This window comes from Candidatus Hydrogenedentota bacterium, assembly GCA_012523015.1.
Lineage (GTDB): Bacteria > Hydrogenedentota > Hydrogenedentia > Hydrogenedentales > CAITNO01 > JAAYBJ01.
In genome coordinates, this window is record JAAYJI010000297.1 from 22,214 (window position 1) to 36,296 (window position 14,083).

At 51.8% G+C, this 14,083-nt stretch carries 14 protein-coding genes; 9 read left to right on the top strand and 5 right to left on the bottom strand.

Annotation, left to right across the window (positions count from 1 at the left end):
- Positions 1-63: 63 nt before the first annotated feature.
- From GX117_13030 to GX117_13045, 4 genes are all read left to right on the top strand, one after another.
- A complete protein-coding gene (locus tag GX117_13030; GenBank protein ID NLO34252.1) occupies positions 64-1,296 on the top strand; it encodes a Gfo/Idh/MocA family oxidoreductase in 1,233 nt (410 codons plus the stop codon).
- A 90-nt stretch (positions 1,297-1,386) separates the two neighbouring features.
- Complete coding sequence (locus GX117_13035) at positions 1,387-2,280, top strand: TIM barrel protein (protein ID NLO34253.1); 894 nt, start codon at positions 1,387-1,389, stop codon at positions 2,278-2,280.
- Positions 2,281-2,290: 10 nt separating this feature from the next.
- Positions 2,291-2,647 carry a MerR family transcriptional regulator gene (locus GX117_13040; GenBank protein ID NLO34254.1) on the top strand — a complete coding sequence of 119 codons (357 nt, stop codon included), beginning with the start codon at positions 2,291-2,293 and terminating at the stop codon, positions 2,645-2,647.
- A gap of 197 nt (positions 2,648-2,844) precedes the next feature.
- Positions 2,845-4,059 (top strand): Gfo/Idh/MocA family oxidoreductase, encoded by a 1,215-nt coding sequence (locus GX117_13045; protein ID NLO34255.1) that lies wholly within the window; start codon positions 2,845-2,847, stop codon positions 4,057-4,059.
- A 66-nt stretch (positions 4,060-4,125) separates the two neighbouring features.
- Here the strand turns inward: GX117_13045 and GX117_13050 are convergent, their stop codons facing one another.
- Both GX117_13050 and GX117_13055 read right to left on the bottom strand, forming a co-directional pair.
- Positions 4,126-4,626 (bottom strand): sugar phosphate isomerase/epimerase, encoded by a 501-nt coding sequence (locus GX117_13050; protein NLO34256.1) that lies wholly within the window; start codon positions 4,624-4,626, stop codon positions 4,126-4,128.
- Between the two features lie 33 nt (positions 4,627-4,659).
- Entirely contained in the window at positions 4,660-5,013 is a 354-nt protein-coding gene (locus tag GX117_13055; GenBank protein NLO34257.1) for a hypothetical protein, read from the bottom strand.
- Positions 5,014-5,305: 292 nt separating this feature from the next.
- On the opposite strand from GX117_13055, the gene hslV reads away from it, so the two are divergent.
- A complete protein-coding gene (hslV, locus tag GX117_13060) occupies positions 5,306-5,842 on the top strand; it encodes an ATP-dependent protease subunit HslV (GenBank protein ID NLO34258.1) in 537 nt (178 codons plus the stop codon).
- 188 nt (positions 5,843-6,030) lie between these two features.
- On the opposite strand, the gene thiE is transcribed toward hslV, so the two are convergent.
- The 3 genes from thiE to GX117_13075 are packed head-to-tail and all read right to left on the bottom strand — an operon-like array spanning position 6,031 to position 8,829.
- Positions 6,031-6,690, bottom strand: coding sequence for a thiamine phosphate synthase (gene thiE, locus GX117_13065; protein NLO34259.1), 660 nt, complete (start codon positions 6,688-6,690; stop codon positions 6,031-6,033).
- Positions 6,691-6,693: 3 nt separating this feature from the next.
- Positions 6,694-6,909, bottom strand: coding sequence for a sulfur carrier protein ThiS (gene thiS, locus GX117_13070; GenBank protein ID NLO34260.1), 216 nt, complete (start codon positions 6,907-6,909; stop codon positions 6,694-6,696).
- 6 nt (positions 6,910-6,915) lie between these two features.
- On the bottom strand, positions 6,916-8,829 hold the full coding sequence (locus GX117_13075) for a 1-deoxy-D-xylulose-5-phosphate synthase (GenBank protein NLO34261.1): 1,914 nt from the start codon (positions 8,827-8,829) through the stop codon (positions 6,916-6,918).
- 305 nt (positions 8,830-9,134) lie between these two features.
- Here GX117_13075 and GX117_13080 point away from each other — a divergent pair, with 305 nt between their 5' ends.
- From GX117_13080 to GX117_13095, 4 genes are all read left to right on the top strand, one after another.
- Complete coding sequence (locus tag GX117_13080) at positions 9,135-9,467, top strand: DUF2007 domain-containing protein (GenBank protein NLO34262.1); 333 nt, start codon at positions 9,135-9,137, stop codon at positions 9,465-9,467.
- A gap of 153 nt (positions 9,468-9,620) precedes the next feature.
- Positions 9,621-10,937: a DegT/DnrJ/EryC1/StrS aminotransferase family protein gene (locus tag GX117_13085; protein ID NLO34263.1), complete on the top strand. Its 1,317-nt coding sequence runs from the start codon at positions 9,621-9,623 to the stop codon at positions 10,935-10,937.
- A gap of 243 nt (positions 10,938-11,180) precedes the next feature.
- Positions 11,181-12,077 (top strand): sugar phosphate isomerase/epimerase, encoded by an 897-nt coding sequence (locus tag GX117_13090; protein NLO34264.1) that lies wholly within the window; start codon positions 11,181-11,183, stop codon positions 12,075-12,077.
- Between the two features lie 37 nt (positions 12,078-12,114).
- Positions 12,115-13,935, top strand: coding sequence for a Na+:solute symporter (locus GX117_13095; protein NLO34265.1), 1,821 nt, complete (start codon positions 12,115-12,117; stop codon positions 13,933-13,935).
- Positions 13,936-14,083 lie beyond the last annotated feature (148 nt).

The window sequence follows — 14,083 nt, forward strand, 5'->3', positions numbered from 1 at the left end:
TGTTGTTGGTTGTATGGCTATCGTCCCGCAAGTATGGATCTGTCTCATAAGGAGTATGTTGAAATGGAACAAAATTCTAAGAGTAGCTGTGAGCGTCGAAGCTTTTTGAAGACGGCGGCATTGACCGCTGCCGGTCTTTCCATATTGCCGTCCCGAGCAGTCTTTGGATTTGATGCCAATAGTAAGATTGAATTGGGCATTGTTGGCTGCGGCGGGCGGGGCAATTGGATTGGACGCCTCTTCGAGAAACACGGCAATGCGAAAGTCGTCGCTGTCCATGATTATTTTAAAGATCGCTGCGATGAGGCACAACAAATCTTTAGTCTTGATGAGGGGCGCTGTCATAGCCAATTAGACGGCTACGAGGCTTTGGTGGCGGGATCGCTGGATGCCGTGGCCGTGGAAAGTCCGCCCTATTTTCATCCGGACCAATCGGTGGCGGCCTTGGACGCCGGCAAACATTTGTATTTGGCGAAACCCATTGCGGTCGATGTGCCGGGCTGTCAGGCGATTGTGGATGCGGCACAACGCAACAAGAGTAAACTCTCGGCCTGGGTTGATTTCCAGACCCGTGCAAACGATTCTTTCATCGGCGCCGCTGAGCGTATCCATGAGGGTTTTATCGGAAAGCCTGTATCCGGTCAATTCTATTATTATTGCGAACGGCTCCACCAGAAAACCCCCGCTCGCAATGAAACCGCCCGCCTGCGCAACTGGTCTTTCGATATAGCGCTGTCCGGCGATATTATTGTGGAGCAGAATATCCACGTCATAGACGTGGCCAACTGGTATCTGCAGGGGCATCCGCTGAAGGCACGTGGTGTGGGCGGGCGCAAGGCGCGCATCGATATCGGGGATTGTTGGGATCATTTCATCGTCACCTACACCTATGCCGATGAGGTGTTGGTAGACTTTAGTTCGGGACAATTTACCTATGGCTACGGCGATTTATGTATGCGTCTTTACGGCTCGGAAGGTACCGTCGATTCTCATTACGGCGGCGATGTCGTTCTGCGCGGCAAAAATAAATCCTGGGAAGGCGAAAAGACCAATACCATTTATGAATCCGGTGCCGTGACGAATATCATCAAATTCTGCGACAGTATCCGCAACAGCACGCCCATTGATAATACGGAAGAATCTGCGCACAGCACGATGACCGCCATCCTCGGCCGAATGGCGGCGTATACGGGCGAAGAAGTGACGTGGGAGCAGATGGCCGCTTCAACAGAGCAGCTGGATCCGAAGTTGGATCTTCCCGCCGACGGACATTTGGAAGCCCTCGTCCGCGGCTGATGTCAGGCCCGTGATGGATATGGCAGGCGCACTTGTGTTTAAATCAAAAGTATATAGAAACAATCATCGTTATCAAGGAGGATTCGTTCAATGACAAGTACACGACGTGAATTTATGAAAGCGGGCGCTTTTGGAGCTGCCGGTCTTTTGTGGGCGTCTCAGCTCCGTGCAGAAGCAGGCTTGGATATTAAAATCGGCGCTTGCGACTGGTCTTTTCAGGAGACCTGCAAGCCGGAAGGCTTGGCAGTGGCTAAGGCATTGGGTATGGATGGATTGGAAATATCCTCTACCGACGAGGCGGGGGAAGTGTTGAAGATTGCCGATCCCGCGTTTCAGGCCGCCTATAAAGACGCCATGGCAGAAACAGGGACGACGGTTCCTTCTATTGCATTGGGATTAATGAATGAATATCCCTTGGCAAGCGATGAACGGGGGCCTGCATGGCTGGAGCAGACCATTGGCGGGGCTAAAGAGCTGGGCTCAAAAGTCATCTTGGTTGCTTTCTTCGGCAAAGGCGATCTGTTGCAGCGCAAAAGCCTCTTAGGCGGCAGCGGTAATCTGAAAGAGGATGAGGTGGAAGTGGTTGTTGAACGGTTAAAAGTGGCCGCCAAGTTGGCAGCTGATGCGGGCGTGATTCTCGGATTAGAAAATACCTTGTCGGCGACACAAAACCTGAGCATCCTCGAAAAAGTACAAAGCGATGCGGTACAGGTCTATTATGATGTGGGCAATTCCACGAGCGGCGGCTATGACATTGCCGAAGAAATACGCAGGCTCGATGAACGTATCTGTCAGATCCATTTTAAGGATGGCGGCAGTTTCTTGGGAGAAGGCAGGGTCGACATGGACGCTGTTGAAAAGGCGATGAAAGATATCCGATACGAAGGTTGGGTCGTATTGGAGACGGCTATTCGTCAAAACGACCGCGACGGGAGTTTTCAGAAGAACATCGATTTTGTCAAGAACATGTTTGCGTTAGGATGATCGCAGCACTATGGTTGCGGGTGAAAAAACGAACAAACTTCTCTCCATTTCTGAAGTGAGTGAATTGACCCATGTGAAAGTTCACACACTCCGCCAATGGGAAGACCGCTTTCCGCAGTTGAATCCGAGGCGGCTGCCTTCAGGCAATCGCGCCTATACGGAGCATGACATCAAAATTGTCCGCCGCATCAAAAGCATGTTGCATCATGACGGCATGACCACGAAGGGCGCGCGTATCAAGCTCGCCCAGGAGTTGCGGGAAATCAGTAAGCCCAAAGACTTCCATGAAATGCGTAATCTTGCCGACCAAATCGCTGAAGAAGCACGGGCCATTCTTGACTTGCTGGATGAGACCGGCATCCCCTAAGCCTCGTAGTGCGTGGTCCGGGTGCTGTTATATAATGAAGTCTGAAAAACAGCCTGTTCCCGGCTTCGCGAGGATTGCCTGTGCTTGTCAGAAAGGGGCTGCAATAACGGACTTTCATGGTTGTTGTTCAATCGTGTCGGAGATATCACGTTGACCGAAATTTATAAATAGAATGGAAACGAGAAAGGACTCTATCAATGACTATTTCGGATAAAGGAAATGGATTTTCTCGGCGCTCTTTTTTGTGGGCGTCTGTAGCAGCGGCAGGGACTGTAGGGCTCCATGTCAAAGGGCATGGTCAAAATCCTGAGATTTCCGGATTTGAAAAGACGGAAAGTACCCTCCAAGAGGGAGCAGTATGGACGCCGAAATCGGATCGTAAAATTCGTATGGGTATTGTCGGCTATGGCGTTTGTCGTTTCGGCGCTGCCTTCTATTTACAGGATCATCCCAATGTGGAGATCGTCGCTGTGAGCGATTTGCTGCCCGACCGCTGCGCTGCACTGGCAAAAGCCTGCCGTTGCGAAAAGACCTATCCCTCTTTGGAAGAAATGTTAAAGGATGACACCATCGAGGCCGTGTTTATTGCCACGGACGCGCCGTCTCATGCGTGGCACTGCATCGACACCCTGCGCCACGGCAAGCATGTGGCGTGTGCCGTTCCTGCCGTGTTTGGTTCGTTGGAAGAAGCGGATCAGCTTTTGGAAACGGTAAAAGAAACGGGCTTGACCTATATGATGTTTGAGACCTCCGCCTATCACGACGAAGCCTATGCCATGCGTGAATTGTATAAGGCGGGGAAGTTGGGTCCCATGGTCTATACGGAAGGGGAATATTTCCATTATATGGATACGCCCATTGATTCATTCCGCGGCTGGCGCATTGGTCTGCCGCCCCAATGGTATCCCACCCATTCCAATGGCTACTACACGTGCGTGACCGGCGGCAGCTTCACCGAAGTTTCGTGTATGGCGTACCCCTCTGAGATGCCTGATTTCCAGCCGAACAATAATCGATACCAAAATCCCTTTTCCACTGAGATTGCTTTATTCAGAACGAGCGAAGGCGGGATGGCGCGCATGGCGGTCAGTTGGGAGACGCCGGGATACCAAGGCGAGATGGGACGTGTCCGCGGTACCAAGGGCAGCGTGACCGGTGTTCAGTATGAGGGAATCGAAGACATTTCCGGTATTGAGTTGAACAAGCCGCCCCTGCCGCCCACGGTCAAAGCGGGGGGTCATGGCGGATCTCATGGGTATTTAGGCGATGAATTCGTGAATGCCATACTCGAAGAGCGCTTGCCCCTGGTCGACATCATTACTGCATTAAATACGACCGTATCCGGCGTGGTTGCGCATCAAAGCGCGCTCCAGGGCGGTGCCTTGTTAAAGATCCCCCAATATTCGTGGTAATAAAAAAGCCGGACTGATCGGTTGTCTATCTTGCCGATCAGTCCGGAATATGCTGCTCGTTATTGCTTATACGGACAGGCTCTTCTTCAAGAAGTCGAGGCTTTCTTGGGCGCACTCAAAAATATCTTTGGTGGCGTTGTCCTGTTCATAAATATACCATTCGACACCGGCTTCACGCCCCGCCTTAAAGATGGCGTCCCAATCGAGAATGCCTTGACCGAGGGGTACGAACTGTACGCGACGGTTCAACAGTCTTTTCCCTTCGACCAAGTCTTTGGCATGGATCATGGGACAGCGGTCTTTGAATTTCAACATGATTTCGGCAGGATCGGAGCCGCCTGCTTTGACCCATGCTAAATCGAGTTCCGCACAGAGATTGCCCGGTGTGGTCTCCGCCATGAGTATTTCCAGCTTGGCGCGGTCGTCGCCTTCGAAGGTCTGAAATTCCCAATCATGGTTATGGTAGGACAGACGCATGCCCACTTCCCGCAATTTTGCGCCTACAGCGTCCAGCCGTGCTGCACCGGTTTTCCACGCTTCCAAAGTGTCTTTGAAGTCGCCCATCATGCCGCCGGGCGATACAACGGCGTTGCCTACTGTCTACCAGAAGGCTACCTGCTCGTCGAAATTCTGTTCAAAACCTTCGATGCCTATATGTGCGGAAACAGCGGTCAGCCCAGCTTCATCCAAGGCATTCCGTATTTCTTGTGCGCTCAAGTCGGGCATGCCGCTCCACTGAACATATTCCCAGCCCATTTCTTTAACTTTTTTCAAGGTGCCGGCGAGGTCTTTCTTGGCGGGCTCACGCAAGGTGTAGAGCTGGAGGGCAATGCCTTTGAAGCTGTCTTTGGCCGCCGTATCGGTTGCTCCGGCAAAGGTGGCTGCCAATGCCATGGCGCCCATCGCAGCGAGACTCTCACGACGCGTCAATTTCGTTTCGAAATATTTTGTCATTGTTGGGGTTCCTTTCAGAATGAAACATGTTTTTGAATAAAGTGGTTGCTGTGACAGGCTTCCTGCACACCGACCCTCGTTTATACAATACACCATTCACAACAAGAAAAAAAAGTCTTTTCATGGGGCGTCGGTAGAAAAGATTTGTAGCATATAAAAAAACATGGCGCGGCGCCTCCTTTGTCATTTGGAAAAGCATCGTATATTTTTTTATCCGCTTATAGGACCTGGGGTATACTGAGTCTTCAACCATAACAAAGATGCTGCAGCGGACTGCAGTGGAGATCTATAGATGAGCGCAAGTTTTCATGCTACAACAGTCTTATGTGTCAGGAAAAACGGTGTCGTTGCCATGGGCGGCGACGGACAAGTGACGGTGGGGGATACGGTCATGAAATCCAATGCAGTGAAGGTACGTCGTCTTGCAGATGGCGAGGTTTTGGCGGGATTCGCCGGAGCCGTTGCCGACGCCTTTACGCTCTTTGAACGCTTCGAAGGGAAACTCAAAGAATTCAATAAGAACCTGCAGCGTTCCGCCGTGGAACTGGGCAAAGAGTGGCGAACCGATAAATATCTGCGCCAATTGAATGCCCTCTTGGCGGTGAGTAACCATGAAATGTCCTTGCTCATTTCGGGCAGCGGCGAGATCATCGAGCCCGAGGATGGTATTCTTGCCATTGGTTCCGGCGGTCCTTATGCCTTGGCATCGGCTCGCGCATTGCTTGCCCATACAGATATGGGCGCTTCCGAAATCGTGGAGGCATCTCTAAAAATTACGGCCAATATTTGTATCTATACGAACGACCATATTACTGTCGAGATATTATAAGGATTCAGGCGGCGGGGAGCAGTGGCGGGCTTGTGCCTAACCTGAAACTCCACCACCATTATGCATTATTAGCCACGATTTCTGTTGGGTATAATTCCCCTTTTATGGCATCTCGTTCTTGATGTAACCGGCTTAATTCACCCCTCTAGGCGCCCGTTTATCCCACGGAAAACCCTTGGAGCTTGAGACTAAGATAGGCGTCTGTTTTCTTGAATGCGATTACGCAGCGCCGTTGCAGCGCGACCGATGTTGGGAGCTGCAATAACGGCAGTGACAACTGCCACGATTTGAGCGCCGGCGTCAAGAACCAAGTCCACATTATTCTCTTTGATACCGCCCATGCAGGTATAGGGGACGTGGAGATGGGGGCGGATATGGGCGATGGCTTCGGGACCAATGGCGCCGGTAGCGACAATTTTGGTTTGGGTAGGGAAGATGGGGCCGATGTTGACGTAAGAGGCGCCTTCTTGTTGTGCGCTCAGCGCCTCATCTAAGTTATGGCTGGATGCGCCCAGGATCATGTGTGGAGCGAGTCGGCGCGCTGCAGTTATGGGCAGGTCGGACAGTCCAAGATGAACGCCGTCGGCGTCAACAGCCAAGGCGATATCCAAGCGATCATCAACGAGGAATAAGGCTCCCGCTTTGCGGGTGGCTTCACGCCACGCCTTCCCCAAGGCGTATACATCGCGGTCATCCTTATCTTTTTCGCGCAACTGTACCATGCGCACGCCCGCAGCGAGACAGGCGTCCAAGATTTCGAGGGAAGTGCGCCCTGCGCCGAGAGATTCTGTAATGACCACATATAAATCTACAGTATCGAGCACTGCGATTCGCGATGAAAGATCCATGTCTCAGCCTCCCCGTACAAAAGCGACCAATTCGAGAGTGTCGCCCTGTTCAAGTTTGGTTTGTGCAAAGGCGGCCCGTTCCACAATCTCCTCATTTCTGAGAGCGACGGTGGTCTGTTGGTCAATGCCCAAGTCATCCAACAACATGCTCAAAGTTGTTTCCGGCGCGAGAGTCTTGCTCTCGCCATTCACGATAATGGTGATTGATTCGGTCATCATAAATTCTCAGTGTGCAAAAGAAATGGGGGTTTGCCGCTGCAGCGTGCACCGCGCCGTTTCAGCCAATCCTTGCGCATCCAAGGCGTACATGTTTAATTGTTCGCTGCGCGTGGCCTGTTCGCCGAAGACATCTTTTAAACCGACACGGTGTATTTGAACCTGGTGGAGTTCGCCCCGTTCTTCGTAATGTTCCAAGACCGCAGCGCCAAAGCCGCCGCAGAGCGTATTTTCTTCAACGGTGATGATGAGCCGATCTTTCAGGCGTTCCAAAAGATCGCTGTCAAGGGGCTTTATTGAACGTGCATCAATGACGGCGGCTGCGATGCCTTCTGCCTCAAGGATGGTTGCCGCTTCCAGGGCCGCTGCGGCACAGGGGCCTACGGTCAGGAAACAGAGATCTTCGCCGGGGCGCAGGTGTTCTGCTTTGCGCACGTCACGGCGGTTTGCATCGCCAATGAGGGGCGCACTGCTTCGTGCGTAGCGTATGGCGACGGGTTCATTCAGGGTTAGCGCCCACGTAAGCATAAGGGTAAGATCTTCAGCGTCCCGCGGCGCGAGTATGCGCAGGTGTGGAACAGCGCGCAGATAGGACAGGTCAAAGATACCGTTTTGGGTAGGGCTGTCTTCGCCCACCAATCCGGCGCGATCAATAGCAAATACCACAGGCAGCGACTGCAGACATACATCATGGATGAGCTGGTCATAGCCTCGCTGTAAAAAGGTAGAGTAGAGGGCGGTGACGGGGCGCATGCCTTCTGCCGCCAAGCCGGCGGCAAAGGTGACGGCGTGTTGTTCGCAAATGCCTACATCGAAAAAGCGGTCGGGGAAGGCACGTTCAAATTTCGCTAAGCCCGTTCCTGTGGGCATGGCCGCGGTAATGCCGACGATACGCTCATCTTTTTCTGCTAGTTCGATCAAGGTTTGGGCGAAGGCGTCGGTAAAGCTTATATCACCGGATTTGTGTTGCTGTGTGGGACAGCGCGCAGGAATCGCTTCGCCTTCTCCCCTGTCCGTGTTCAGGGTCATGGGGCTGACACCGTGATAACTTTGCGGATCTTCTTCCGCCTCTTTTAAACCTTTGCCTTTTTCTGTAATACAGTGCAGGAAAATAGGGCCGTCCATCTCTTTGATTTTAGACAAGAGTTCGATGAGCAGCGCGAGATCATGACCGTCTACAGGCCCAATGTAATTGAAGCCGAACTCTTGGAAGAGACCGCCTTTGCTGATGAAGCCTTTGACGCTTTTTTCAATATCTTGGATGGTTCGCGTCATGCTGTCGGGGATTAAGGCTTTGACAAAAGAGCCCACATCCTGTTTTACCCGTTTGTAGGGCGTGGTGGTGATGAGGCGATTGAAATAATGGGCGAGGCCGCCCACATTGCGGGAGATGGACATTTCGTTGTCGTTGAGGATGACCACCATACGTGCATCCAAATGGCCCGCGTGGTTCATCGCCTCAAATGCCATGCCGCCCGTTAACGCGCCGTCGCCTATGACTGCGATGACCTCATGATCCAGTCCTTGCCGGTCCCGTGCCATCGCCATACCCACCGCAGCGGATATAGAGGTGGAGCTGTGTCCGGTACCGAAGCTGTCATAAGCGCTTTCACTCCGTTTGGGGTAGCCGCTGATCCCGCCGCGTTTGCGGAGGCTATCGAAGGATTGCGCCCGTCCCGTCAGCAGTTTATGGGCGTAACACTGATGCCCAACATCCCAAATTAATTTGTCGGTGGGGAAATTATATACATAATGAAGTGCAAGGGTCAGTTCGACAACGCCGAGGGGCGACGATAAGTGGCCGCCGTTGCGGTTTACGGTGGAGATGATCCGGCTGCGCAGTTCTGCCGCCAGGGTCTCCAGTTGCTCCAGAGATAAATCCTTGACACTTTGGTCTATGGTCAATGAATTCAGCAAATGTATTCGTATCCTGCCTATTTATTATTTTATTTGATTTGTTTGTGTTTACTCCTTTGAGGGGAGCAATTGCGGTTTCACATGTACACACCATTATATTTTAACAGATCGTTGGCGGTACAGTACATTCCGCGTTGGGGCGTCTTTTCCCGAACCGGTAATTCTTTTGTGAAAAAGGAGTTATCACTAACACGATGTCCGTGCCTTTGGTGTAAAATAAAAGCTTATTTGAATTGCGGGCGTTTTTCTTGGAAAGCGCTCGTTACAGTACTGCTATCTGTCGCTAGGCGTCCATCAAGAAAGGGATTGTTTTGAGTGATTCACCGTATCATTGGGAGACTATCGCCCGCTTTTGGGCGCCCGGCCCCGCCGTGTTTTTGAAATCCATGTTGGAAGGCTACGGTATCCCCGTTTTTGTGCGCAATGAATATATGGGTGGACTCTTTGCGCGTTTGAGCATTAGCCAAGCCTTGGGCGGTATAGAATTGCAGGTGCCTTCCGATCGCGTGGAAGAGGCGAAAGCACTATTGGTAAAGTTTGAGGACGGCAACAACGATGTAAAAGCGGTTGGCGAGGGGGATGACGTGGTGGAGGAGACAGAAGAATACGGCTTGGATGCTAATGATCATGAGGCGTCCTTTTAAAAACTTGATAATCCTATGAAAGTGGGTTATGATAATTCTCGTGTCGCGCTTTTAGGACTGCGCAAGATGACTTATCCATGCGATAGGTTTTGAACTGTTTTGCTTTCAAAAAGCTTAAGAAAGAATAAGGAGAATAAGACGATGTTTGATCCCATGGATGCCCCATCTGGAAAAGAAACGAACCGTCGCAGTTTTTTAAAAGCGACCACCTTAAGTGCCGCTGCCGGTATAGGCATGGCACAGGCGAACCGGGCTTTTGCCGATACGGAAAAGCTTGCGATTAACGGCGGCAAAGCTGCCATCCCCAAACCCGACACCGACGCGTGGCGCTGGCCCCGCTATACGGAAGCCGACGAAGAGGCGGTGGTGAAAATGCTGCGCGCCCCCGACTACAGCGCTATCCCTGCACTGGAAGCGGAATGGTGTGAGCATGTCGGCGTTCCCTATGCGCGGAATTATTGCAATGGCACGAGCGCGCTGCTATCTCTCTTTTTCGCGTTGAATCTGCCGCCGGGCAGCGAAATCATGGTGCCCAGCTACACGTTCTTCGCGACCATTGTGCCCATGCGCCTCTTTGGTTTGGTTCCTGTCTTTGTGGATATCAATCCGAGAACCTTGAACTTCGACTTGGAAGATGCGAAAAAACGGCTGACGCCGAACACGAAAGCGGTGATGCCCGTTCACTGGATCGGTCTGCCTTGCGACATGGACGCAATCAGCGATTGGGCCCAAGAAAAAGGCTTGATCCTTTTGGAAGATGCGGCTCATGCCCAGTATGCCAAACTGAAAGGTGTGCATGCCGGTGCTTGGGGCGAAATGGCGATTTTCAGCTACCAGATGAGCAAGCCTTTGCCGGGTATTGAAGGCGGCATGGGCGTCTATAAAACAAAGGAATACCGAGATCGTGCGACCCTTTTGGGGCATTATGATGCGCCAGGTGTTGATGACGACAGCCCCTACAAACAATATACCGGCACGGGACTGGGCACAAAGACACGCATGCACCCGGTTGCTGCCGAGCTGATTCGTGTGCAAATGAAAGATTTGAAAGAGCGCACAATCAAGGGAGTGGCTCAAACGCGTAAACTCAATGATGTGTTGTTGCAATTGCCCGGCTTGTATGAGCAATCAAGCGGCAGAGATGATGTGCAGCGCTTGTACTATGAGTGGAATATGCTTTTCATTGATGAGCAAGAAGCCGGCGTTTCCCGGGAAAAGGTTGTTGCTGCGTTACGGGCGGAAGGCGTGCGCGCCGACGCTTTGAGTTATCGTTTGCAGCATCATCAGCCCCTCTATAAACAAGCGGAGTGGTGGCACCATCTCCCCGTTATTCCCGATCTGCCCGGCTCTGAACAAGCCAATGCGACCAGCATCGCACTGCCCTACTTCACGAAAGAATGTCCTGAGATGGTGGAGGGCTATATTCGCGCTTTTGAAAAAGTTTGGGCCCATCGCGACGAACTCGCCTAAGAAAAAAGGTCTGTTTAGCAGTACTGTGCAAGCCACGTCTTGTTACAAGAGCCGCTCTTTCCTGTTCCGATGCGTGGTCGCGCACAGTTTGTATGATGTTGCCGCCAAGGCAGCGCCGATACCATGCCTGCCGGCGCTGCTGCAACGGTACGAAATGCTTAACCCTGCGTTAATCACCTAAGGCACCCAGGGTTGAGTCTCTGTTTTCACGTGGGATGAGTCTACGAAAGAAGGAATTAAATCATGGTAGGTGTGAAGAGTGTTTCTTTGTGTGTGACGGGGTTGGCGTTGGCTGCTCTTATTTTTTGTGGCTGCAGCAGTCCCGTCAATCAAAGCGAGCCTGCAGAAGAGGCGGCGGCAGCAGCGCCTGCGCCGACACCGTGGCGGCTTGCTTGTCGTGTCGCCAACTATGGTGCTTTTCAAGAGGACGCGTTCAAATACATCCAAGAACTGGGACTGCACTATGTCTTTATGAGCATTCCCAAAGCGGAAGAAGTGGAAGCGGTGAAAGAGCAATTGGCTGCCTTCGGGCTGGAGGTGCTCGTGGTTCGCGGCGATACGAATCTGTCTCAAGAAAGTGCTGTTGCGGAGCTTGGCGCACAGTTCGAGATCTGCAAGCAATTGGGCGTGAAGTACATGTTCCTGTCGCCGAAACGCCATGATGCGCCTTTTGAAGTGGTCTATGAACGGCTCCGCGAGGCAGGCGATTTGGCCGAGGAAAACGACGTTATTCTCGTGCTGGAAACCCATCCCGATTTGGGTACCAACGGCGCTGTCCATGTGGAAACGATGAACGCCATAGACCATTCCCATGTTCGTGTGAATTTTGATACGGGCAACATCAGCTATTACAACGAAAATACCGATGCCCCTTCTGAATTGGAAAAATGCGTGGACTATGTAGCGACCTTCGAAGTGAAAGATCATAATGGCGCTTTGGAGACCTGGAATTTCCCCGCTCTTGGAGAAGGGATCGTCGATTTCCCCGCCATTTTTAAAATTCTGCGCAGCCATGCCTATACAGGCCCCATCACGATTGAGGTGGAAGGGGTGGAAGGGGTCGAATGGACTTTGGATGATATCCAAGAGGCATTGAAAAAGTCCGTTGCCTATCTGCGTACTTTGGAGTCCTTTCAGTAGTCTATTCTTTCCTATGAGGCGATAATCAGGAGTCTTTATGAATACACAGGTTATGTTGGGAGTACCCGACTATTTTATGATTGTCGGTTATTTCCTGCTCATGTTGGGCATTGGTCTTTATTTCTATCGGTCCATGAAGGGGATCAAGGATTATTTCAGCGGCGGCAACAATATCCCGTGGTGGCTGAGCGGCGTCTCTTTCTACATGAGCAGCTTCAGTGTCATGGCTTTTGTCAGCTATCCCAGCCTGTGTTATCGCTACGGATTCGTAGGCATTACCTTGTTGTGGGTTTCCATTCCTGCCACGCTTTTCAGCGCGCTCTTCCTCGCCCATAAATGGCGGCGCGCCCGTATCGAAAGCCCCATCGAATATTTGGAAGAACGATACAACCCTGTATTACGGCAATTGTTTTCGTGGCAGGGTGTGCCGACCAAAATTATCGACGACGGCATCAAGCTTTTTGCCATCGGCATCTTCATTTCCGTGAGTCTCGGTTTCGATATGAAGTGGAGCATGATCGGCGCCGGCGGCATCATGCTGCTCTATACTTTCATGGGCGGTCTCTGGGCGGTGGCGGTGACCGACTTTATCCAATTCGTCGTGTTGACGGCAGCGATCATCATCATCTTACCCTTGTCCTTTTATCACGGCGGCGGCGTCACACAAGTGTTTAAGAATCTGCCGGATGGCTTCATGCGCCTAACCTGTCCCGAATATGGTTGGGGCTATGTGATCTATCTCATCGTGATGTATACCTTGGCGTGGAGCAGCGTCAATTGGTCGCTCATCCAGCGTTATTACTGCGTGCCCACCGAACGGGATGCTCTCAAGGTGGGTTTGTCCGTAGTGGTTTTGTATATCATCGGACCGCCCTTGATGTTTCTTCCCGCCATTGCCGGGACGCAGCTGATCCCCGGACTTGCCGACGCAGGCACCATCTACCCGGAACTGTGCAGGATGCTCTTGCCTGCAGGCATGTTGGGGCTTATGATCTCCGCCATGTTCGCCGCCACTATGTCCATGCTCAGCAGCGACTATAATGTTTGTGCCAATGTGCTGACCCACGACATTTACCGGCGTCACTTGCGTCCGGACGCCTCGCAGCGCGAATTGGTTCTTGTGGGACGGCTGATGACCCTGCTCATTGGCGTGTTAGCAATCGGCGCTGCCTTGTTGATGCTGAGCCTTGCCAAAGCGGAAGACATGTTCACCATGATGGTTACGCTCTTTAGTGTGGCTACGGCTCCTGTCGCGGTACCCATGATTTTGGGGCTTCTATCTCGGCGTTTCACGGCACGGAGCGCCCTTTGGGGCTTCTTGGCAGGTCTCTTCGTGGGCATTGCTCTTTTTGCAGTGTCTCGGACCGGGCGACCGCTGGCGTTTTTCATGATTCAATGGAATCCGGAAAGCAGCACCCTCAGTCTCTTTAATCGCAGTGCGCCCCTCGAAATGGTTCTCTTTATTGCGACCAGCTTGGTGACCTTCATCATCATGTGCTTGATTACGCTTTTCTCACCCATGCATGGCGAAGAAGAGAAGCGGGTCAAGGGCTTTTTTACCCGTTTGGAAGAACCCATCGGCAGCCGACCCGAAGAACAAGCCGCAGCAGCCCAATCCAAAACCATTTCTCCCTTTCAAGTGGTGGGCATATCTTTGATCATTATTGCGTTAATGATGATAGCCGTATTGCCTTGGTCGGACTCGTGGTTAACAGCTGTGCTTAACGGCAGTATCAGCGCCTTTTTGATCTTGGTCGGCATTGCCATGGTTTGGATGGAACGGAAACGTATGCGCAGGTTCAAACCCGAATTGGAACCCCTTCCTGAAAAAAGACTTCGGCAGGAGTTCTATAATTAAGCGTTTTCCTTGGTCTATTATTTAAATCTTGAACAGCCCTTTTTAACTGCTCTTCAGAAAATGTATCAAAACGAGTCTTTTTTGGAAAGTATTGTCTTAAAAGCCCATTGGTATTTTCGTTCCTAGCGCGATCGTTTGAGCAGTAGGG